Origin of the sequence: Myxococcus sp. CA023 (assembly GCF_010998615.1) — a bacterium.
Classification (GTDB): domain Bacteria; phylum Myxococcota; class Myxococcia; order Myxococcales; family Myxococcaceae; genus Myxococcus.
The window spans coordinates 26,728-47,012 of sequence record NZ_JAAEAH010000074.1 but is presented as its reverse complement, the minus strand read 5'-3'; the positions used below and the strand labels follow the sequence as shown (position 1 = coordinate 47,012).

The 20,285-nt window shown below is 68.3% G+C and carries 17 protein-coding genes and 1 rRNA gene; 12 read left to right on the top strand and 6 right to left on the bottom strand.

Annotation, left to right across the window (positions count from 1 at the left end):
* Positions 1-86 (bottom strand): 16S ribosomal RNA (locus F8M74_RS28505); the annotation flags it as partial.
* Between the two features lie 878 nt (positions 87-964).
* Positions 965-2,296: an adenosylmethionine--8-amino-7-oxononanoate transaminase gene (bioA, locus tag F8M74_RS28500; RefSeq protein WP_141254556.1), complete on the bottom strand. Its 1,332-nt coding sequence runs from the start codon at positions 2,294-2,296 to the stop codon at positions 965-967.
* Between the two features lie 224 nt (positions 2,297-2,520).
* Here bioA and F8M74_RS28495 point away from each other — a divergent pair, with 224 nt between their 5' ends.
* From F8M74_RS28495 to F8M74_RS28485, 3 genes are all read left to right on the top strand, one after another.
* Positions 2,521-3,315 (top strand): acyl-CoA desaturase, encoded by a 795-nt coding sequence (locus tag F8M74_RS28495; RefSeq protein ID WP_141254557.1) that lies wholly within the window; start codon positions 2,521-2,523, stop codon positions 3,313-3,315.
* A 55-nt stretch (positions 3,316-3,370) separates the two neighbouring features.
* Entirely contained in the window at positions 3,371-4,570 is a 1,200-nt protein-coding gene (locus F8M74_RS28490; protein ID WP_141254558.1) for a GNAT family N-acetyltransferase, read from the top strand.
* Positions 4,571-4,654: 84 nt separating this feature from the next.
* The gene (locus F8M74_RS28485; protein WP_140786764.1) at positions 4,655-5,341 is read left to right on the top strand and encodes a suppressor of fused domain protein; all 687 of its coding nucleotides are present in this window, start codon (positions 4,655-4,657) and stop codon (positions 5,339-5,341) included.
* Between the two features lie 36 nt (positions 5,342-5,377).
* Here the strand turns inward: F8M74_RS28485 and F8M74_RS28480 are convergent, their stop codons facing one another.
* Positions 5,378-7,453, bottom strand: a complete 2,076-nt coding sequence (locus tag F8M74_RS28480; RefSeq protein WP_141254559.1) for an ATP-binding protein — start codon at positions 7,451-7,453, stop codon at positions 5,378-5,380.
* A 78-nt stretch (positions 7,454-7,531) separates the two neighbouring features.
* Between F8M74_RS28480 and F8M74_RS28475 the strand changes: the two genes are divergently transcribed.
* The gene (locus tag F8M74_RS28475; RefSeq protein ID WP_141254560.1) at positions 7,532-8,608 is read left to right on the top strand and encodes a dipeptide epimerase; all 1,077 of its coding nucleotides are present in this window, start codon (positions 7,532-7,534) and stop codon (positions 8,606-8,608) included.
* Between the two features lie 366 nt (positions 8,609-8,974).
* Here the strand turns inward: F8M74_RS28475 and F8M74_RS28470 are convergent, their stop codons facing one another.
* Genes F8M74_RS28470 through F8M74_RS28460 form a run of 3 tightly spaced genes read right to left on the bottom strand, consistent with a single transcriptional unit; the run spans position 8,975 to position 10,759 of the window.
* A complete protein-coding gene (locus F8M74_RS28470; RefSeq protein WP_203330825.1) occupies positions 8,975-9,253 on the bottom strand; it encodes a TatD family hydrolase in 279 nt (92 codons plus the stop codon).
* Positions 9,250-9,960, bottom strand: coding sequence for a GNAT family N-acetyltransferase (locus F8M74_RS28465; RefSeq protein WP_141254561.1), 711 nt, complete (start codon positions 9,958-9,960; stop codon positions 9,250-9,252). Before F8M74_RS28465 ends, F8M74_RS28470 begins: the two co-directional genes overlap by 4 nt.
* A 49-nt stretch (positions 9,961-10,009) precedes the next feature.
* On the bottom strand, positions 10,010-10,759 hold the full coding sequence (locus F8M74_RS28460; protein ID WP_228565841.1) for a transposase: 750 nt from the start codon (positions 10,757-10,759) through the stop codon (positions 10,010-10,012).
* Between the two features lie 239 nt (positions 10,760-10,998).
* On the opposite strand from F8M74_RS28460, the gene F8M74_RS28455 reads away from it, so the two are divergent.
* From F8M74_RS28455 to F8M74_RS28420, 8 genes are all read left to right on the top strand, one after another.
* The gene (locus tag F8M74_RS28455; RefSeq protein WP_141254562.1) at positions 10,999-11,367 is read left to right on the top strand and encodes a hypothetical protein; all 369 of its coding nucleotides are present in this window, start codon (positions 10,999-11,001) and stop codon (positions 11,365-11,367) included.
* Positions 11,368-11,416: 49 nt separating this feature from the next.
* Positions 11,417-12,046, top strand: coding sequence for a response regulator transcription factor (locus tag F8M74_RS28450; protein ID WP_141254563.1), 630 nt, complete (start codon positions 11,417-11,419; stop codon positions 12,044-12,046).
* A gap of 63 nt (positions 12,047-12,109) precedes the next feature.
* A complete protein-coding gene (locus tag F8M74_RS28445; RefSeq protein WP_141254564.1) occupies positions 12,110-13,645 on the top strand; it encodes an AAA family ATPase in 1,536 nt (511 codons plus the stop codon).
* Positions 13,642-14,469, top strand: a complete 828-nt coding sequence (locus F8M74_RS28440; RefSeq protein WP_171410339.1) for a hypothetical protein — start codon at positions 13,642-13,644, stop codon at positions 14,467-14,469. Before F8M74_RS28445 ends, F8M74_RS28440 begins: the two co-directional genes overlap by 4 nt.
* On the top strand, positions 14,466-16,133 hold the full coding sequence (locus F8M74_RS28435) for a VWA domain-containing protein (RefSeq protein WP_141254566.1): 1,668 nt from the start codon (positions 14,466-14,468) through the stop codon (positions 16,131-16,133). Before F8M74_RS28440 ends, F8M74_RS28435 begins: the two co-directional genes overlap by 4 nt.
* Before the next feature lie 5 nt (positions 16,134-16,138).
* Positions 16,139-16,702, top strand: a complete 564-nt coding sequence (locus tag F8M74_RS28430) for a hypothetical protein (RefSeq protein ID WP_171410340.1) — start codon at positions 16,139-16,141, stop codon at positions 16,700-16,702.
* Complete coding sequence (locus tag F8M74_RS28425; RefSeq protein WP_141254568.1) at positions 16,690-18,009, top strand: phenylacetate--CoA ligase family protein; 1,320 nt, start codon at positions 16,690-16,692, stop codon at positions 18,007-18,009. Before F8M74_RS28430 ends, F8M74_RS28425 begins: the two co-directional genes overlap by 13 nt.
* Before the next feature lie 122 nt (positions 18,010-18,131).
* A complete protein-coding gene (locus tag F8M74_RS28420) occupies positions 18,132-20,219 on the top strand; it encodes an ATP-binding protein (protein ID WP_216620329.1) in 2,088 nt (695 codons plus the stop codon).
* Positions 20,220-20,285: the final 66 nt, after the last annotated feature.

Here is a 20,285-nt window from a genome sequence, read left to right as displayed (position 1 = left end):
AAGGGTTGCCCCTATTCGCGCTCGACTTGCATGTGTTAGGCACGCCGCCAGCGTTCGTTCTGAGCCAGGATCAAACTCTCCAATTGAATTTTTGAAGATTTGAACCGGCGTCAGTCTCAGGCCCGGCCAAGGAACCTGAAACTCGCTGATTCGTTACAGTGCTGCCGGCTGCGCTTCGCAGCGCGACCTGGCTGGCACCGTCTTAAGAAATTGACTGCGGTTTCCGCAATCTAGCTTCTTCTTGGGCTTGCTATTTGGTTTTCAAAGAGCGAGTCGCTTGTCTTGCCGGCGACTTTTTGCTACCGTCTTCTCCGCTACTGCCTCGCCGTCTTTTCGTCCGGCGGGGCGTCAGCTTCTATTTCAGCTCGGCGTCTTCTGTCAAGCTGCTGTTTTCGCCGTCCTGCTGGCTTCCGGAGCCTTCAGCGCCGCCCAGTGGCTTCCGCTGCTTTCCTCCAGAGGGGCGCGGCTTCTACCGCTTCGCCGCCCTCCCTGTCAACCGCTGCTTCGCTGACTCCCTCGACTCGTCCGCCCTTTCTTCCGGGCTTCTTCGTCGGGGCGCGGCTTCTACCACCACCGCGTCTCCTGTCAACTCGCTGCGTTGACCGCCGTATTCCGTACTTTCTTTCCGACCCACTCAAAGCGGATCCGCGCCGGTGCGCGGGCTTCTTCGTGAGATTCAGGGCTTCTACCACCACTGCCCCTGGGATCAACCTTTTGAGTCGAGCCCTCTATTTCCTGCTGCTGCTCCGTTGAGGTGCTTGGATCAGCCACCCGTCTGGAGGGGCGCGACTTCTACCACCGCCGCGTCCAGGGTCAACAATCCTCATCAACCCTTTTATTCTGCTGTCAGCTCCCCGCTCGGATCTGCGTCGGGCGGGGCGCGGCTTCTATCCCTGCGACGCGTGACCTGTCAACCACCCTTCCGTTCGCTCCCACACATTCGTAGGCAGCGGATCCATCAGGCTCAGGCGCCAGCGACTTCTTGGAGTGACGCCTCCACTCCGGACAGCAGCTCCTCGAGCGCCTCGTCAGAGATAGTCAGCGCCGGCGCGATGTACACGGTGTCTCCCATGGGCCGCAGGTAGAGCCCTCGGCGACGCGCGGCCTCGTACACTCGCCACCCTCCTCGGGCGAGATAGCCACCCCCACCCAGGTCCACCGCTCCCACCATTCCCACAGCGCGGGGGCGCACCAGGCCCGGAATCGTGGCGGCCATCCGCTCGAAGGCGGCCTTCACGCGGGGGGCCTTTCGCGCCACCTGCCCCATCACATCTTCATCCCGGTAGACGGCCAGCACTTCCCGGGCGATGGCGGCGCCCAACGGGTTCCCACAGTACGAGTGCCCGTAATACAGCGCCCGGTTGGACGCCCCGAGGAAGCCGGAGAAGACGCGCTCCGAGGCCAGGGTCGCGCCGAACGGCAGGATTCCTCCCGAGAGCGCCTTCGCCAGGCACACCATGTCCGGCACCACGCCCGCCAGGTCCACCGCGAAGCGTGCGCCCGTGCGCCCCAGCCCCGTGAAGACTTCGTCTGCGATGAGGAAGGTGTCCACCTCGCGCGTGGCCTCGCGCACCGCCCGGACAAAGTCTGGCGAGTACATCACCATGCCCGCCGCGCCCTGCAGCACCGGCTCCAGGATGACGCCCGCAATCTCCTCCGGGTGCGCGCGCAGGGTGGACTGAACCTGCTCGAAGGCGCGCGCCCAGCCCCCCTCCTCCGCCGGAGAGGGGACGTGCACCACGTCGAAGAGCAGGGGGCCAAAGACTTCCCGGAACAGGGGAACGCCCCCCACGCTGGTGGCGCCCATCGTCTCGCCGTGGAATGCCCCCGACAGCGTGATGAAGCGGGTGCGGCGCGGTTGGCCATTCTGCGCCCAGTACTGGGCCGCCATCTTGATGGCCACCTCCACCGCCGTGCTGCCGTTGTCTGAATAAAAGACGCGCGAGAGGCGCTCGGACGCGGGAAGGCCGGGGCGGTCCGAACCGGGGGCGATGGCCGCCAGCTCCGACGCCAGCAGCGCCGCCGGCTCATGGGTGATGCCCGCCAGGGAGACGTGTGGGAGCGCGGCGGCCTGCTCGGCGAGCGCGCGCATCAGGCGCGGGTGACGGTGGCCCAACGTGGACACCCACCAGGAGCCGTTGGCGTCCAGATAGCGCGTGCCGTCCGCGTCATGGAGGTACGCACCTTCCGAGCGAACCACCACCAGCGGATCCGTCTGAGCGATGTAGGCCTCCATCGCCGTGTAGGGATGCCAGACGTGCGCCTTGTCCAATCCGACGATGTCCGCCCGCTTCACGTGTGTACTCCTCTCCTGGAGCTCCGTGCCCCCTCCGTACCGGAAGAGTGGGCCGCGCCGCCGCGCGTCATGTCATGCCACGGCGCGTTCTACTGATGGCCCCCTGAAGCGGAGCGAGCGGGCCTGTCGCCCCGTGGGGCAGGGCCGCCGCTCTTCCGTCCCGCGTGACGCTGCCATGACATGCCCGGTGTTACCCCGGTTCAGTCACTGACCAGGGAACTCGAATGGCCGTCCTCATCTTCTTCGTCTCGCACTGGCTGCTCTGCGTGTTCTTCCAGAGCTTCTTCCAGCACCGGTACGCGGCCCACCGCATGTACACCATGGGGCCGAAGACGGAGCGGGTGATGCACCTGCTCACCTACCTGGTGCAGGGCTCGTCGTACCTGTCGCCGAAGGCGTACGCCATCCTCCACCGTGAGCACCATGCCTTCTCCGACACCGAGAAGGACCCGCACTCGCCCCACTTCTTCAAGGATGTGGCGCGGATGATGTGGCACACCAAGGCGCGCTACGACGACTACGCGGCCGGCCGCGGTCAACCCGAGGCCCGCTTCCTGGGCGGCTACCCGGAGTGGCCGCTCGTGGACACCACGCTGCGCACCTCATGGTTCGCCACCCTGGGCTGGGTGGCCTTCTACTCTGCCTTCTACGTGATGTTCGCCACCTCGCCCTGGCAGTTCCTGCTGCTGCCCCTGCACTTCCTCATGGGCCCGGTGCACGGCGCCATCGTCAACTGGTGCGGCCACAAGTACGGCTACCGGAACTTCGACAGCACCGACAAGTCGCGCAACTCCCTGCCCATGGACTTCCTCTGCATGGGGGAGCTCTTCCAGAACAACCACCACAAGTACGGCAGCAGCCCCAACTTCGCGGCGCGGAAGTTCGAGCTGGACCCCACGTGGCAGGTGATGCGCGTGCTGGCCCTGCTGCGCATCATCCGCATCGCCACCCCGCAGCGTGCAGTCTGGCCGGAGGCCCGCGAGGCCGCACGCGCCGGAGACGCCGCTCGGGCCGCCTGACGGACAGGCCAGCAACACACGGCGGGCACGTGCAGGGCGCGTTAAGAGTGCCCCCGTGCCCGCCGATACCCCGCTCCGTCTCCGCATCCTCGAAGCAGTGACTGATGCCCCGGCCGAAGGCTGGGACGCGCTCGTGGACCCTGACGCCCCGCCCTTCGTCCGGCACGCCTGGCTGGCGGCCATGGAGGAGAGCGGGAGCGCCACCGAGGAGACGGGCTGGGCGCCGCATCACCTCACGCTGTGGCGTGGCCCCAAGCTGGTGGCCGCCGCGCCCGCGTACCTCAAGTTCCACAGCATGGGCGAGTACATCTACGACTTCGGCTGGGCGGATGCCGCCGCCCGCCTCGGCGTCGAGTACTACCCGAAGCTCGTCGTGGGCGGGCCGCTGTCCCCCGCCACCGTCCCCCGCTTCCTCATCGCCCCAGGCGAGGACGTCCCCGCGCTGCGCCGGGCCCTGCTCGCCGCCGCCGCCGGGAGCGCCCAGGAGGCGGGCTGCTCCTCCGTTCACGTCCTGTATCCAACGGGGGACGAGGCAGACTTCCTCGAGGCCGAGGGGCTCGCCCGGCGCATCACCCTTCAGTTCCACTGGAAGAACCCGGGCTACGGCAGCTATGACGACTACTTGGCGCGCTTTGACTCCAAGCGCCGGAACCAGCTCAAGCGCGAGCGCGGGGCCGCGGCCACCCAGGGCGTCTCCCTGCGCACGGTGCGCGGCGACGAGCTCTCCCAGGCGCACGCCCGGCGTGCCTACGGCTTCTACACCTCCACCTGCGAGCGCCACGCTTGGGGGCAGATTCAGCTCACCCCCGACTTCTTCGCGCGGGTCTTCCGCACGATGCCGGGCTCGGTGGAGTTGGTGGAGGCGGTGCGCGGCCAACAGGTCATCGCCGGCGCTTTCAACCTGGCCACCCCGGAGCGCCTCTATGGCCGCTACTGGGGCGCCTTCGAGGAGCACCCCTTCCTCCACTTCCACGTCTGCCTGTACCACTCCGTGGAGGACTGCATCCGGACCGGCCGCAAGGTGTTCGAGCCCGGCGCTGGGGGTGAACACAAGGTGTCTCGGGGCTTCGAGCCCACCGCCGTGCACAGCGCCCACCTCATCTTCGACAAGACACTGGACGGCGCGGTACGGGGCTTCCTCCGCCGGGAGCACGCTCGGCTGGCGCCCGCCGTGGAGGAGGCCGAGCGCATCTGCGGGCTGAAACCCTGGCCCCTGGCCGCCTCCCCGGGCACCCAAGGGGCCACCGGCACCTGAACGCCCCCCGGACTGTCAGCCTGAAGAGGCCTCTCCGCGACTTGAAGTTGTGAAACCGGGGTGAGCCTCTAGAGTGTCATCGCCATGAAAGCCCCGGAGACGGACGAAGACTTCATCCAGTGGTACGAGGACTGCTGGGCGGACCGCGACGAAGTCGAGTATCCGAAGATGTTCGGCGCCATTGACGAAGGCGTCTTCACGCTCGACCAGACGGATGCCATCCAAGCGTGGATGGAGAGTGAGCTCGCCCAGGTCCAGGAAGCGGACCCCAACTGGGGTCCCATGGGCGTGCGCGTCTCACCGCCCAGCGAGAGCTACCCCTACTGGACCTATGTCACCAGTGGACTGTCCAACCCCTTCACCGCGGCACCCGGCGAGGACATCCCCGACGACGCGCCCAGCGGGCTGGGCTACGAGATGGTCATCCACACGCCCGAAGAGGCGAAGTGGCCGGTGTTCCGGCTGCTGGACATGATGGCCTACAACCTCGTGTCCCTGCGCGCCTTCGCCATGGGCCACCGCTACCCGGTGGAAGGCTCCCTGGACGGTGGCGAGTCCAAGCTGAGCGGCTTCGTGTTCGTCCGGGACCCGTCCCGGCCCGACCACTTCGTGCTCCCCAGCGGCAAGGTGCAGCTGCTCACCCTGGTGGGCGCCACCCGCAACGAGATGGCCTTCGCCCGCTCCAACGGCATGGACAAGCTGATGGCCAAGCTGGTGGCCGCGGGCTCCGGCTACATCACCCAGCCCGACCGGGAAGAGGTGAAGCTGTAGTCACACCGCTTCCGATTCGCGCGCCGGCCGCCCTTCTCAGGCACCGGCGCGCGGCGGAGCGTCCTCCACCAGCGCGTGCAGGACGCCCAGCTCGAACGGCTTTTCGATGCGCGGCACCGGCACCGACTGGAGGAAGGTCCGTGCACGCTCGGAGAAGCCTCCGCCCGTCATGAAGACGAAGCGCGCGAGCAACTCCGGCTGACGCGAGGACAGCGTGTCGTAAACGTCCATCCCCGTCAGGTCCCCCATCATCAAGTCACAGAAGATGCGGTCGAAGTCCGCGTCGCGCGCCAGCGTATCCAACGCCTCGCGCCCGCTGTGGACCACCACCACCTCGTGACGCGCGCCGAGGATGCGGCCCAGCACCGAGGCGAGCAGCGGCTCGTCATCCACCACCAGCACCCGCTTCCTCCCGGGAAGGTCCTTGTCCTCCGCCACCCGCACGGATGGCGCGTCCGCGTCGGTGGTGGGCAGCCGCACCTGGAAGACACTGCCCAGCCCCGGTGCGCTCGAGGCCGACAGCTCGCCCCCCATACCTCGCACCAGGCCCAGGCTGGTGGACAGGCCGAGTCCAGCGCCCTCCCCCAAGGGACGGGTGGTGAAGAAGGGCTCAAAGGCGCGCTCCAGGACCTCGGGCGCCATGCCATGGCCGTTGTCCGATACCTCCACCACCACCGTCGCGCCGTCCCTCCAGGTGGAGAGCGTCACCTGGTAGCGCGCCACGTCCCCTTCCGGGATGGCCTGCGCGGCGTTGATGAGCAGTTGGAGGAACACCTGCCCCAGCCGCGTCTCGTGCGCCATCACCGTGGGCACCGGGCTCAGGCGCTTCTCGACACGGGCCCGGTGGCGCAGGTGCGGCATCGCCATGGAGAGGCCGAACTCCAGCGCCGCGTGCACGTCCACGGGCGACAGTTGCGGCTCCTCCGCTCGGGCGAAGGTCTGCAAGTCACGGACGGTGGTGCGAATGCGCTCGGCGCCTTCCTTCGCCTCGCGCAGGGCCTCCATCGCCTCACCCAGCGCACGGGCCAAGGCTTCACGCACTTCGCCCTGCGCCGCGAGGGGCTCGAGCTGCTCCAGCGCGAACTGCAGGTTGCCCACGACGTAGGAGAGCGGGTTGTTGATTTCGTGCCCCACGCCCGCCGCCAGCTGTCCCGCCATGGCCAGCTTCTCCGACTGCACCAGTCGCTCGCGCGCCGCCATGAGCTCGCGGGTGCGCTCGTGGACCAGGGCCTCGGCTTCCAGGCGCCCCGAGTGCTCGCGCGACAGGAGCACATCCCGCTCCGCCTCCGCCTGCTTCCTGGCGGTGACGTCCCGTCCGAAGACGGACACGTTGCCGTTGGCGCCCCAGGCGTGCACCTCATGCCAGCGTCCAGGCGTGGCGCGCCATTCGAAGATGGCGTGGCCCGCGCCGCTTGCGACCCGGCGCAGTTCCCGTTCCATGCGCGTGCCCAGCAACTCCGGGCACGCCTGCCACAGAATCTGCCGGAAGAGCTGCTCCTGCGAACGCCCGCTGAGGGCCGCAGCCTCGTGGTTCACGTAGGTGATTCGCCAGTCCGCATCCACCGTGAAGAACGCGTCGGGCGTGGCCTCCAGCATGCTCCGCACCCAGTCCAGGGTTTCGCGGACGCTCTCCTCCAACCGCAGGGCGCTGGTGATGTCACGCAGGCGCAGCAGTACACCGTCCCGGAGCGGCACCACCGTTCCCTGGAGCCACACATCCCCTTCCTGGAAGCTGTCCGCGGCCGGCCGCCCTGCTTCCACCACGTCCCGGAGCAGGTCCACCCGGGCGGCCAATCCCGAGCCCGGCATCAGCTCGCACAGCCGCCGGCCTCTCAGCGACTCCGGGGCGGCGTGCCCCAATGCGCGCGCACCCGCGGGATTCGCCCAGGCCCACTGGAAGTCGACGAGCGCTCCCGCCGCGTCCCGCACGGCGTGCAACACCATGCAGCCCTCAGGCTGGTGCCGCTCCGCTTCCTCGAGCGCCATCAGCAGCACATCCATGTCGGGCGCCGGAGCCGCCTGGAATCGGTCGTTCAGAATGGCTCCATGTCGACACGAATACGTGGCCGTCACAAGTACACGCGGCAGACATGTATCAGTATCAGTTCCCATGTGTCTGTCGGCCAACCGCCGCTTGACCTGGCTCGCGCGCGCAGGGGAGGCCCGGGCGGTTAGGCTCCTCGGCCGCCCATGACACCCACCCTCATCACCGCCGTCCGCTTCGAGCCGCTGCACCTCCCCCTCACCGAGCCCTTCGCCATCGCCGCCGGCGCGCAGTACGCTGCGGAGAACGTCCTGGTGCGGCTCACCCTGGCGGACGGCTCCGAGGGCCTGGGCGAGGCCGCCCCCTTCCCCGCCGTCAGTGGAGAAACGCAGGCCAGTACGCTGGCCGCCCTGGAACAGGTGCGCGCGGGGCTGGTGGGACGGGACGCTCGCGCGTGGCGGCCCGCGTCCGAGGCGCTGGGGGATTCACTCGCGCTGGCGCCCTCCGCCCGGTGCGCCGTTGAGACGGCGCTGCTCGATGCGCTGGCTCGGCACTACCGCGTTCCGTTGTACGTGATGCTGGGCGGCGCGCAGTCCGCGCTGGACATCGACATGACGGTCACCGCGGGAGACGTGGCCCATGCGCGAAAGTCCGCGCAGGCCATCCTGGCGCGGGGAATCACCACGCTGAAGGTAAAGGTCGGGGCGCTGCCGCCCCTTGAGGACGCGGCACGGCTGGTGGCCATTCATGAAGTGGCCCCTCAGGCCCGGCTCTTCGCTGATGCCAACGGCGGCTATGACGTGGCCGAGGCGCTCGCCTTCTTGAAGGAACTGGCGCGCGCGGACGTCCCCCTGGCCCTCTTCGAACAACCCGTTCCCGCGCATGATGTGGCCGGCATGGCGGAGCTCACGCGCCGCTCGCGCGTGCCGGTATGCGCGGATGAATCGGCGCGCTCGGCGAAGGACGTGCTGCGACTCATCCGGGAAGGCGCCGCGCATGCCATCAACATCAAGACGATGAAGTGTGGCGTCGTCGAGGCACTGACGATGTGGAGCCTCGCTCGCGCAGCGGGCCTGGAGCTCATGGTGGGCGGCATGGTGGAGAGCGTGCTGGCCATGTCCGCCTCGGCGCACCTGGCCGCCGGCTTGGGGGGGTTCACCTACGCCGACCTGGATACGCCGCTGTTCATCGCGAGCCACCCCTTCCAAGGCGGCGCCCGGTACGCGGGCGCACGGCTGGAGTTGCCAACGGATGCGCCCGGGCACGGCGTCACACTGGCCTGAGCCGCGCCCCGCCGCACGGCCTGCGAACAGGCAACCGCCTCACTTGAAACCGATTTGCTGAAAACACTCCAGCGGCGCTGCGCCCGTGTCCGCTGTCTCGGCGGGGGCCCTTGATGGATTGTCGGAGCGACCTCAGGCTTTCCGACTGTGCCTGTCTCTCCTGATGACACCATCGCCTCCCTGCTGAGCCGTCGCAGGTGATGATGAGAAGTTAGCCGATGTCCTGGCCTGAAATCGCCTCCGCCATGATCGCCCGGCGTCGTCCGACTCCGTACGACGATCTCTAGGTCTGTTCTGTGAGCAAGGTTATCAGATTCCGTGTGATTGTGGCGGACGTATCGGCCGGCGACACACCGTGTAGGCGTGCTAAGCCTTCCACTGCGATCCAGACATCGCTTGGCGTGGGATGCGATCCAGTGGCAATGCCTTGGTTATCGCCGCACGCTTCTCATTGACAAGCATCTCCGCGTTCACTGAAAAACAGCAGCCGAGATCGACGGTTCTCTTGGCTTCTGCTGCGGTGCCGGTGAACCAATGAAGCACCACGCGCCCGCGAGAGGGCAGCATGTATTGTTCGAACATATCGAGCACGGCCTTGGTCGCTCGGACGCTATACGTCGTGACGAGCCAGATTTTAGGGCTCACGGTGTCTCTGCGGTCCAGGTTCCGAATAGGGCGAGGCCCAAAGATTTCGCCAGCGCCGTCGATCCGGAGTTGTCGAGCTGGCAGCGATATTGAAGCGCGAAACCTTCAGCCAGAGCACGGGAGGCGCAAGCCCTGATCAGTCTGGCAGCGTGACCCTTTCGCCGCGCGGCAGCAAGCGTCAGGACCCCAACGTCGGCCAATGGCGCATCGTTCCATTGATAGATGCTGGCCGCAGCGACAAGGTGGTCGCCTTCAAAGGCTCCAAGCACGATCCAGTCGTCCAGCCCGACCGATGCCCCCTCCAGATCCTCTTCGCTGGCCGCGGCCTCGAATGCGGCGAAAAGCGCGACGTCGTCCTGCGTCAGCTGACGGATGGCGGGATCGGACGGAGCATTGCGCAGTGATGCGGTGGCGGTCTCCGGAAAGTAGAAGACGAAATCCGCACCGTGAAGCTCGACCCCGATATCAGGCAGACGGGATTTCAGATGCGTCAGAGTCCACGCGCCCCCGGGCGCAACGCCAAGTTCCGCCGCGATCTCGGGCGTGACGACGGCGCGGGACTCGCCATTGGGCCGCTTAAGGATCATGACGCGGAAGTCCTCGTCAAAATCGGGCTTTACGGCAAGTCCGAGCGACGATGGCGAAGCCGGGGCGACCGGGAATTGTTCGTTCCAGTAATCTGTGATCGTAAAGTGGAATTCAGTCATTGAGCTTCTCTGCAATCAGGGTGCTGCCATCCGGCAGGGTGGCGTTTAGTTAATCTCGCGCCCAATTCGCCACGCGAAGGGTCAGGCGGCGGTTCGGTCGTGGCTCTCGCATCATCCACCGCGCCGCGATACGAGCCCTTGACACTACTGCGTCAGGGGCCCGAGGCGTGAACGGGGAGACCGGGCAGGCGACGTGAGGCGCGACCCAGGTTCGTGCGGTGACAAACACCCTCGCCATCGCGAGCCGTGCGGTGATGAAGCTATTGGCGGGCTCGCGCTCACCGTCTCGCCATTCAATGAGCAACCCCAGGGGCTCCTGCTCTCGCTGGGGTACGCCCGCGGCGACGACGCGGCGAAGGGCAAAGCATGCCGACAAGGCTTCTTGCGTGCCCTGGCGCCAGGTGCACCGCCGGAAGCCACCCCGTTCTTGAATGCGCTGGGCCAGGTCCGAAACGCTTCGCGCGTCCTTTCGGGGACGGCCCTTCGCATCCAGGAGAAAGACGGTCGTCTGTGGGGCCACAGCGAGCGCGTAATGAAAGCCCAGCGAGCGACGGTGCTCACGCAAAGTCGCTGGAGCTGCCATTTGCGGTGTCCGCCAGGAGATTTGCAGCGCCAATTGGGGCTTCGTCCTGAAGGAAACCTCGGAGGGGATGCGGGCCTCACGGCGATGCGCCTCGTCGTTGGCCCAGCACTCGGGGAGGTACAGCTCGAAGTCGACGGGCAGGTGCTCGGTACGGGTGGCCACGCTGAGGCTGACGCCAATCTGGCAGTTGGCCACCTTTCCCGCCGAGCCGGTCACCGGCCACGAACGCCTCGCAGGGACAGTGTGGGGCACAGGCCATGCACAAAGGCTCCTGCGCCTCAGCTGCTGCCACGACAGCGGCCACACCTGGAACCCGGCCTACAAGTTCGCGTCCAGCCGGACCGCGATGACCACGTCCGTGGCGCACATCCGGCAGCACCTGACGTGACGCCCGCGAGCGGCCCGTGAGGCATGGCGGGCCGCTCCTCGTGGGGCATTCGCGCTAGGGTAGGCGCATGACCCTGGCTGTCTGCGTGCGGTGTGGCAACTCGAAGGTGGGCGCGTTCACCCCCTGCACGGGTTGCGGACTGGACCCCGCCGCCCACGGCACCGAACGTGAGCTCCAGGCGCGCAGCCTGCTGCTCACGGAGCGCTATCTGCCTGGGGGTGAGTTGGAGGAGATAGGCCGGAAGATTCGCAAGGGCGAGCCCGTGGCCTACGACGCAGGGCTGCTCGCGCAGATTACCGAAGACCTCCGGACACAGAAGCTGCCCATCGTCTCGAAGTCAGCCCCTGGGTGCTCCGTCGCCTTGTGGGTCGTGGTGGGCGTGCTCCTCGTGCTCGCCGTGGGCTTCCTGCTCATGTCGCGGCTGCGAGGCCCCTGAGCGCACTGGGACAGCGTCGGCCGCAGGGGCCAGTTAGTGAAGCAGTCCCGTGCTGGCCGCATCCATCTCACCGCTCCGGCTGTTCCTCGTCTCGGAGGACCCGCTCGCCCGGGGGGCGCTCTCCCGGGCGCTGAGCGACCAGACAGGCGTGCACTTCGAGGTAGCGGCCGGGACGCAGGTGGACCTGGAGTCCCAACCCGGCGAGCCACCCGACGTGGTGCTGTGGGACACCGGCCTGCGCCCGTCCAACATGGAGGGTCCCGACCTGGGCGCACCGGTGCTCGCGCTGGTGGTGGATGAAGCCGCGGGCGAGGCGGCCCTGGGCGCGGGCGCGCGGGGCCTGCTGTTCCGGGACGCGGAGCCCTCCGCCCTGGTCGCCGCGCTGCTCTCCGTGGCTCGGGGACTGGCCGTGTTCGACCCCGCGCTCGCGGAGCTGCGCGCCACGCCGCGGGCCTCGCTACCGGCCCGGACCGCCGCGCCGGACGCGCTCACGCCGCGGGAGCGCGAGGTGCTCGGGTTGCTCGCGGAGGGGCTGTCCAACAAGGCCATCGCGGACCGGCTGGACATCAGCGAGCACACCGCCAAGTTCCATGTGAATGCCGTGCTCGCCAAGCTGGGCGTCCAGCGACGCACGGAGGCCGTGGTCCGCGCGGCGAAGCTGGGCCTGGTCACCCTGTAGGCATCGGGCCGCCACGCGACGGCGCTACGTCGCGTTTCCCCTGGGTGATAGGCTCCGGCACGCATGGCCAACCAGGACTGGGTGACGCGCCTGCTCACCGGGCGCGCGACGGCGGACAAGCAGCTCAATGTCCACCTTTCCGAGCGCGACGGCGGCAGCCTCCACGACAAGATGCGGCAGGCGTATTGGTGGATCACCAACAACGCCGTCATCTGTCCCTACTACGACCTGGAGTTCGGCGCGTCCGCGTCCCTCAAGACGCCCGCGGGTGACGAGCTCCACCTCCCCGAGGACACCAGCTACAGCTCGTTCGTCCTCATCCCCCTGCTCACCCTCTTCACCTGCCGGCGCGCGCTGCTGGTGGGCGGACCGGGACGCGGGAAGACGACGTCCGCCATCCTCATGGCCCTGCTGTCCGGCATGGGCCGCGACGAGGTCCACCGCGGCATCCAGCGCGGCCATCCGCAGCTCTCCATCGCGGACCTGCTGGGCGCGCCGCTGCCCTCCGACATGCTCAAGGCGGAGGACCTGTCCGCGGTGAAGGTGAGCTGGCGCAAGTGGATTGGCCAGCGCGTCAAAATCATCGACGAGTACAACCGCATCCCCACCAAGACGCAGTCCGCGCTCCTGTCTCTCATGGCGGAGGGCTACGCGGAGATGATGGACCAGTACGTCTACGCGGGCCGCTCGTCCTGGTTCCTCACCGCCAACGACGACCAGGGCGGCGGCACCTTCCAGGTCATCGAGGCGCTGAAGGACCGCATCGACGTGGTGGTGCGCGCGGTGCCCTTCAACTCGGGGTTCATGGACCAGCTCCTCCAGCGCCTGGAGGCCGACAAGTCCCCCGAGGAGCTGCTGCCCAAGGAAATCGTCTTCACGCCCGGCGAGTTGGAGCGCGCCTACGCCGCCATCCTGGAAGTGGAGGTGCCCAAGGACGTACTGGAGCGCATCGCCTTCTTCCTGGGGCAGCTGGACTTCTGCCGCATGGCCTCGCCGCGCTTCGAGTTCAAGCACAAGGACACGCTCAAGCTGGCCGGGCAGACGGTGGCCGCGGTGTGCAACGAGCAGTGCCCGCTGGACAAGAAGGTCCACCTCTGCACGCAGACGGAGAACGGCGTCAGCGTGCGCGCGTACCAGACCATCCTCCACTTCGCGAAGGCCATGGCCTTCTTCCGCGGCCACAGCGCCGTGGAGCTGGAGGACTTCCGGCAGATTGCCCCCTGGGTGCTTCACGAGAAGCTGGTGCCCAACCCGCGCAGCGCATTCTTCGAGGTGAAGGGCCACCGCATGCTCCTCCAGGACCGCGTGGCCTGGCTGCGGAACATGTTCGACATGGCCATGGGCCACTACGACACGCACGAGCCCATCCGGCGCAAGGTGACGACGCTGCGCCATGAGCTGGACAAGGGCCTGTCCGGCGTGGACCTGCGCACCACCGAGAAGCGCATGAACCAGGTGACGGTGCTCATGAAGGAGCTGCTCACGCGGCACGAGCTGTCCGGCCCCGTCTACGAGGACGTCATCCACCTCAAGTCCCTGTACAGCCGCTACCGGAACTACGCGACGTGGCTGAAGGAGAACCCGGGCGGTCGCCAATGAGCACCTTCACCGACGAGTTGGAAGCCAATGCCCGCGCCCGGTTCGTGCGCTGGGACTCCGCCCTGTGGCGCGAGCTCACCGGCAGCGCAGCGCAGCGGCTGGGACAATCCCTGCTCGAAACGGGGACACCGGCGGCGCAGGGCGAGGAGCTCTTGCGCGCCTACCTCCAGCTGGGCGCGGAGGCCATTGGCCTGGGCTACCTGTATCCCGCGAGCGCGGGCCGGCAGAACTTCTTCACCCTCGCCTGGTCGGACCTGATTCCCCGCCTGCTGGCCGCCGTGCCCTCGGCGGAGCGCTCGCAGGTGTTCGCCCAGCTGTGGAACCTGGGGGAGAACCTGGAGTCCGCGCCGCCCTGGGTGCAGCGCATCTTCTGGCGCGTGGGCCGGGAGCTGACGTCGCTCCAGGACATCGAGGCGCGGCTGAGAGAGACCTCCTCCGTGGCCCTGGCGCCGCCCGACGCGCCGCTGGCCGCGCGGGCCCAGGCGCACTGGGTGGACCTGTCGAAAGAGGACAGCCGCTTCCTCCCCGGCGCGATGCACTTCCTCTCCCCCACCGTGGTGTGCGTCCATGACCGGCACCGTCAAGCCGTGGCGGGCCGCGACGCGGCCACGCAGGGCATCTGGCTGGCGGAGACGCCCGTCAGCCTGGGCGCCATGGGCTGCCGCGAGGTGCCGGAGCAGACCCACGTGGAGAGTCCCCACCTGGACGAGGCGCTGCGGGAAGACCCGTGCGCGGACGCGTGGTTCGCCACCCTGTCCAATGACTGGCGGGTGGCGGCCACGCTGCACACCTCCCAGCACGTGCTGGTGTTCGTCCCGGAATGAGTCCGTCGCGGCGGCACATCACCCCTGAGGAAGTGGCCACGGGCTGGCGCGACGCGCTGGCGCTGTGGGACGTGCGCGTGCAGCTCAGCCCACCCGAGCCGCACGTGGGCTTCCACCCCGACGCCAGCCACGCCCAGGAGCCGCTCGCGTACATCGACCTGGTGAAGCGACAGGTCTTCGTCAACTTCAAGCTCCTGGAGGCCATGGAGGCCACTGACAGCCTCGCGGCGGTGCTGGCGCATGAAATCGGTCACCACGCGCGCTTCCCGCACACACTGGGCTGGGACGCGGAGCTTCGCGTGCAGGAGCAGCGGCTGGTTCCCGGCCTGAAGCAATCCCTCACCAATCTCTTCTATGACTTGCAGGTGAACGAGGTGGTGGGCCGCACGCACGCGGAGGCGCTGTGCGCGGTGTACCGGGGCTTCCAGCACGTGCAGGGCGGCGAGATGTCGCCGCTGTTCTTCTTCTACCTGGCCATCTACGAGGAGCTGTGGGGCCTGCCCCCTGGGAATCTGGTGCCCGCCGCGCAGCTCGAGCCGATGGAGCAGCGCTACCCCGGTGTTCGCGCCGAGGCGCGCATGTTCGCGCAGACCTTCTACGCGCTGCCCAGCGGCAAGCTCCAGTTTCTCTACTTCTGCGCCACCTTCATCCGCTACATCGAGAAGCCCGCGGACCTGGAGTTCAGCCTGCCGCTGGGCGGGGACGTCTCCGTGCCGGACGTGGACGACCTGGATGCCGCCATCCACGGCAGCAGTCGCTGGGACGACGCTCTGAACGAAGCGGAGGAGCGAGGCTGGCTGGAGCCCTTGAGCACACGCGCGAAGGAGAAGGACGAACTGGACTCCATCCACCGCGTCACCGAACACCTGCCCGGCAAGCAGGGCGGGAAGCTGCGGCGAGCCCTGGTGGCGAAGCACTATCGGCGGCTGGTGGACCGGCACATCCTGAAGCTCCCCACGACGCCGTCCCAGCCGGAGCCCTACCTGCGCACCACGCCCCAAGCGTGGGAGTACGGCGATGACCCGTCCAGCATCGACTGGACGTTGACGGTGCTGTCCCAGGGCCACCTGGCCGCAGTGTCACCACTGCGCCGCGAGCTGGAGGCGGACCTGCCGCCCCCGTCCGAGCTCGGCGTGCCGTCCGTGGAAATCTATCTGGACACCAGCGGCTCCATGCCCAACCCGGAACTGAGCCTCAACGCGATGACGCTGGCGGCTCAGGTGCTGTCCGCCTCCGCGCTGCGGAAGAAGGCCACGGTGCGCGGCATCGTGTACTCGCACGGCGACCCACAGGTGTCGCCGTGGATGTACGACGAAGAGAAGGCACGCGACTTCCTGCTGGGCTACATCGGCGGAGGCACGCAGTTCCCCTTCGACGTGATGGACGCGCTGTCACGCGAGCGGCCCGATGCGCTGCGCATCATCATCTCCGACAGCGACTTCCTGGCGAACGTCACCGCGGAGAAGCCCCTGGCGCCGGTGCTGGAATCCATCCGGCGCTCGCGCCTCGTGGTGGCCATCCTCGCTGTTCCCGACGAACTCCGCGCCCGACAGGCGCTGGCGCCGCTGCTGCGCGAGCGCCGTTTCCGGCTGGTGGTGGTGCGCTGGCCCTCCGACTTCGCGAAGGCGGCCGCCGACCTCGCCCAGGCATTGCTGGAGAATTGAGTCCCATGGCTTTCGACATCCGCGAGATTCAGACGCAGCTCGAGGCAGCCCCCATCGTGTCGCCGTATTCGCATGACCTGGCTCTCGCCATCATCTGCGACACCTTCCGGCTCGCGAAGGTCCGCCCCCCGTCCCGCGCGGACTGGGGCGCCCTGGAGGACCGGGCCCGCTCCCCGCTGTGGCGGGAGCAGGTGGTGATGCTCGCGCACGTGCTCGTGTCCTCGGCGCTGCGGCAGGAGACGGTGCAGGCACTGAGCAAGAACGACGACGCGACGACGCTCCTGCAGCGCTTCTTCCAGGACGTGGCCCCGCTGACGGCGGAGATGATTCGCTCCAACACCTTCCGCCGCGAGGAGTTCATTCGCAAGTGGGTGCGCGTCGTGGGCGGCGAGTGCAAGGGCGAGTCCCCGAAGGGCTCCGTCGCGCGAATCGAGCAACTGGACTACCGCAAGGCGGAAGCGGAGATGCGGCGCGCGGAGGAGGCCCGAAAGAAGGAGGCGGACAAACGCCAGCAGGCCCTCCGCGAGGCGGAGCAGCGCGCCACGGAGGCGCGTGGGTGGCGGGAGTGACGGAAGCCCTGTCCGCGGACCTGCGCGTCGCGCCTCGCGCGAACATCCGCCGGGACACCTCCTCGCAGCGCCCCCACATCCCCTGGGCCGAATCCATCGCCCAGGGGCTGGACCGCTTCGCGTCCCTGGCCGACGAGGACGCGGCCCGCGCGGACCTGGACGCCCGGTTGTCCTTCCTGCGCGACGCGCTGCAGGACTCGCCGTACTACGCCCGGAGGCTCCTCGCGGCGGGCATCCACCCGGGTGACCTCCAGACGCTGGACGACCTGCGCCACCTGCCCTTCCTGGACCGTGAGGCCCTGGCCGCGAACTGGGACGCGGTGCCCACGCTGCCGGCGGACGCCGATGATTGCGTGGTGGTGAAGAGCTCCGGGTCCACCGGAGCGCCGGTGAACGTCGTGAGGGACCGGCGCGACTGCCTGCACATGTGGGCCGTGCTGCGGTTCCTCGTGGCGCGCGTGGGAGCGGCGCTGCCCTCGCATCCCCGAGTCGTGCTGCTGGACGCGCTGCCGGGCGGGCTGGAGTACTCGGTGCGCCTGCCCATCCTCCACGACGGCGCGCTGCACCGAATCTCCGTCCTTCGCGAGGACGCGCTCCAGCGCCTGCGCCGCGTGCGTCCCGCCGTGCTCTTCTCCGACCCGGAAGGCCTGCGGTGGCTGGCGGCCCAGCGCGACGTGCCCACGCCCCAGTTGGTGCTCACCTCCGCGCAGCATCTGCCTGCCGGCCTGCGCGCGGAGCTGGCGAACACGGTGCCCGCGCCTGTCCTCAACTACTACGCGACGACGGAGACGGGGCCGCTGGCCTGGGAGTGCCTGCGGCCCGAGGCTCCTGGCCGGTTCCACGTCCTGGCCCCTGATGTCTGGTTGGAGCCCGGACTGGACGAGGTGGTGGTGACGCGGCTGCGTCCCAGCGTGCTGCCGCTCTTGCGCTACCTCCCGGGCGACGCGGGCAGCGTGCGGCGTGACGCCTGCGCTTGTGGGTTTCATGGATGGACGCTGGAGCACTTCGGCGGACGCGGGGCCTGCCACTTCGTCATGCCTTCGGGCCGGGAGGTGGACGCCTGGGCGCTGGCCTGGGTGTTCAAGCACCATGCGCTGCGTGGCTTCCGACTGACACAAGTGGACGTCTCGCACTTCCAGTTGGAGCTGGCGGGCGCGAGCCATTCGGCCGTTGCGCCACTGCGCGAGCGGCTTGGCAGCGCCTTGCGGAACCTGGGTTGGACGCAGCCGAGCCTGGACGTGTGTCACGTGGAGGTATTGGCGCTGGCCGTGGGCACCAAGCCACAGCCGTTCCGCCGGCTGCGCTGAGCAGCCTTGCATGACAGAGCGGCGAGCAAGATGTCATGCAGTGGGTTCCGGTGCTTACCTGAGAAGTGCGCGGCTCCTCCCCGGCGGTATCCATGCAGCCGGCCAGGGGCCCGCCCCTGACCATGCACGCTCGTCCGGAACGACATCACCCACTCTGGGATTCACGCGCCGGACGTTATGGCGTCGCGCTCCTCGCCTTCGTCGCGGCGTGGCTCATCCAGGCGGGCGTGGCGTCGTTGATTCCAGCCACCCCGTTCCTGTTCTTCTTCGGCGCGGTGATGGTGTCCGGCTGGTGGGGTGGCTGGGGCCCCGCCCTGGCGACGACGTTCCTGTCGGTGGTGGTGGTGGACTTCTACTTCCTGGAGCCACTGCTCAACCTGGCGCCGGGCACGGGAGGGGCTGTCTCGCTGGCGGTCTTCGTCATGCTCGCGCTGCTGATGACGAAGCTGAACGTCATGCTGCGCAAGGCCAACGCGGAGCGGGCGCGGCTGCTGGAGCGGGAGCGGGCGGCACGGAGCGAAGCGGAGGCCGGACAGGCCCGGCTCCACGCGCTCTTCCGGGACGCACCCGCCGGCATCATCCTCCTACGTGGCCCCCGACACGTCTATTCCTTCTCCAACACGATGAACAACACGCTGATGGGGACGGACACGCTGGTGGGCCAGGAGGCGATCAATGCCCTGCCGTGGGCGGAGTCGCGAGGCTTCATCACCCTGCTGGACGAGGTCTACCGCACTGGCGTCCCTTTCGCGGGCAATGCGGTGCCGTTCCCTCGCAAGCGCCCCAATGGCGAGATACAGGAGACGTACCTCAACATCGTGTATCAGCCCACGCGGAACGAGCAGGGTGAGGTCGACGGCATCGTCGGCTTCGGGTTCGACGTAACGGACCTGGTCCGGGCCCGACAGCGCGCCGAGGCCCTGACGCACGAGCTCCAGTTGGCCGAGGCACGTGACTGGCTCCTCGCGGAGTCGGGCGCGGTGCTGACGTCGTCGCTCGACGACGAGACGACGCTGCGGAACCTGGCGAAGCTGGTGGTGCCCACCTTCGCGGACTGGTGTCTCGTCGACGTGGCGGAGCCAGAGGGGACGTTCCGGCGGCTGGAGGCGGCGCACTTCCGGCTCGAGGACGACGCGCTGGCGGAGGACCTCCTCCGCTTCGGAATGCAGCCCAGCGGAAATCCGCGGCATCCCCCGGCGGGCGCCCTGCTGAGGGCGGAGACGGTTCACTTCGAGCGGCTGTCCCGGGAACGCATTCACGAGCTCGCGCACAACGCGGAACACGCCCGGGTGATGGAAGCGATGGGGCCCGTCTCCTACATCGCCGTGCCATTGATTGCGCGCGGACAGGTGTTGGGGGTGCTCAGCTTCATCCACGCCTACTCCGGCCGGCAATACTCGACGTCAGACCTGGCGTTCGCCAAGGAACTGGCACACCGGGCCGCGCTCTCCCTGGAGAATGCCCGGCTCTATGCGGAGGCTCGGGAGGCCATCCGTCTGCGCGATGAGTTCATGTCCATTGCCAGCCACGAGCTGAAGACGCCGCTCACCCCGCTGAGCCTGAAGCTCCAGGCGCTCTCGCGGGAGCTGGCCCGCCACCCAGGCCCGGTTCCTCGCAACCTGGTGGAGAGCTACGTGGCGGTGGGCGCACGGCAGGTGCAGAAGCTGGCGGAGTTGGTGGGCGACCTGCTCGACGTGTCGCGCATCTCCGCGGGGCGGCTCTCGCTGGAGCCGGAGGAACTGGAGCTGGGGTCGCTCGTCCGGGACGTCGTCACCCGGTATGAACCCCAGGCCGCGCGCACCGGCTCCTCCTTGCAGTTGGAGACGGGAGACTTCGACATCGTGGGCCGGTGGGACCGGCTGCGCCTGGAGCAGGTCATCACCAACCTGGTGGACAACGCCGTGAAGTACGGTAGCGGCAGGCCCATCCACGTGCGCCTGGAGCCGCATGACAGCGGGGCGCGGCTGACGGTGCGGGACGAGGGCATCGGCATCGAGCCCCAGCATCTGCCCCGCCTCTTCGGCCGCTTCGAACGCGCCGTGTCCGAGCGCAACTACGGTGGCCTGGGCCTGGGCCTGTACATCACCCGCACGCTGGTGGAGGCCATGGGCGGCCGGGTCCACGTGGAGAGCAGGCTGGGGCGAGGCTCCACCTTCACCGTGGAGTTGCCCAGCAACCTGGTCGCGGAGCAGGCCCGCCAGTCCCCCTGACTGACGATTCCAGACTCGAAGGTCATGCGAGGCCAGGAGTCTCCAGTTAGAGGGGCGTCACCACGA

Coding starts and splice junctions, on each gene's coding strand:
- F8M74_RS28440 (WP_171410339.1), top strand. CDS start 13,642: ATGAGCACCTTCACCGACGAGTTGGAAGCCAATGCCCGCGCCCGGTTC.
- F8M74_RS28430 (WP_171410340.1), top strand. CDS start 16,139: ATGGCTTTCGACATCCGCGAGATTCAGACGCAGCTCGAGGCAGCCCCC.
- F8M74_RS28445 (WP_141254564.1), top strand. CDS start 12,110: ATGGCCAACCAGGACTGGGTGACGCGCCTGCTCACCGGGCGCGCGACG.
- F8M74_RS28435 (WP_141254566.1), top strand. CDS start 14,466: ATGAGTCCGTCGCGGCGGCACATCACCCCTGAGGAAGTGGCCACGGGC.
- F8M74_RS28420 (WP_216620329.1), top strand. CDS start 18,132: ATGCACGCTCGTCCGGAACGACATCACCCACTCTGGGATTCACGCGCC.
- F8M74_RS28485 (WP_140786764.1), top strand. CDS start 4,655: ATGAAAGCCCCGGAGACGGACGAAGACTTCATCCAGTGGTACGAGGAC.
- F8M74_RS28475 (WP_141254560.1), top strand. CDS start 7,532: ATGACACCCACCCTCATCACCGCCGTCCGCTTCGAGCCGCTGCACCTC.
- F8M74_RS28465 (WP_141254561.1), bottom strand. CDS start 9,960: ATGACTGAATTCCACTTTACGATCACAGATTACTGGAACGAACAATTC.
- F8M74_RS28455 (WP_141254562.1), top strand. CDS start 10,999: ATGACCCTGGCTGTCTGCGTGCGGTGTGGCAACTCGAAGGTGGGCGCG.
- F8M74_RS28480 (WP_141254559.1), bottom strand. CDS start 7,453: ATGGGAACTGATACTGATACATGTCTGCCGCGTGTACTTGTGACGGCC.
- F8M74_RS28495 (WP_141254557.1), top strand. CDS start 2,521: ATGGCCGTCCTCATCTTCTTCGTCTCGCACTGGCTGCTCTGCGTGTTC.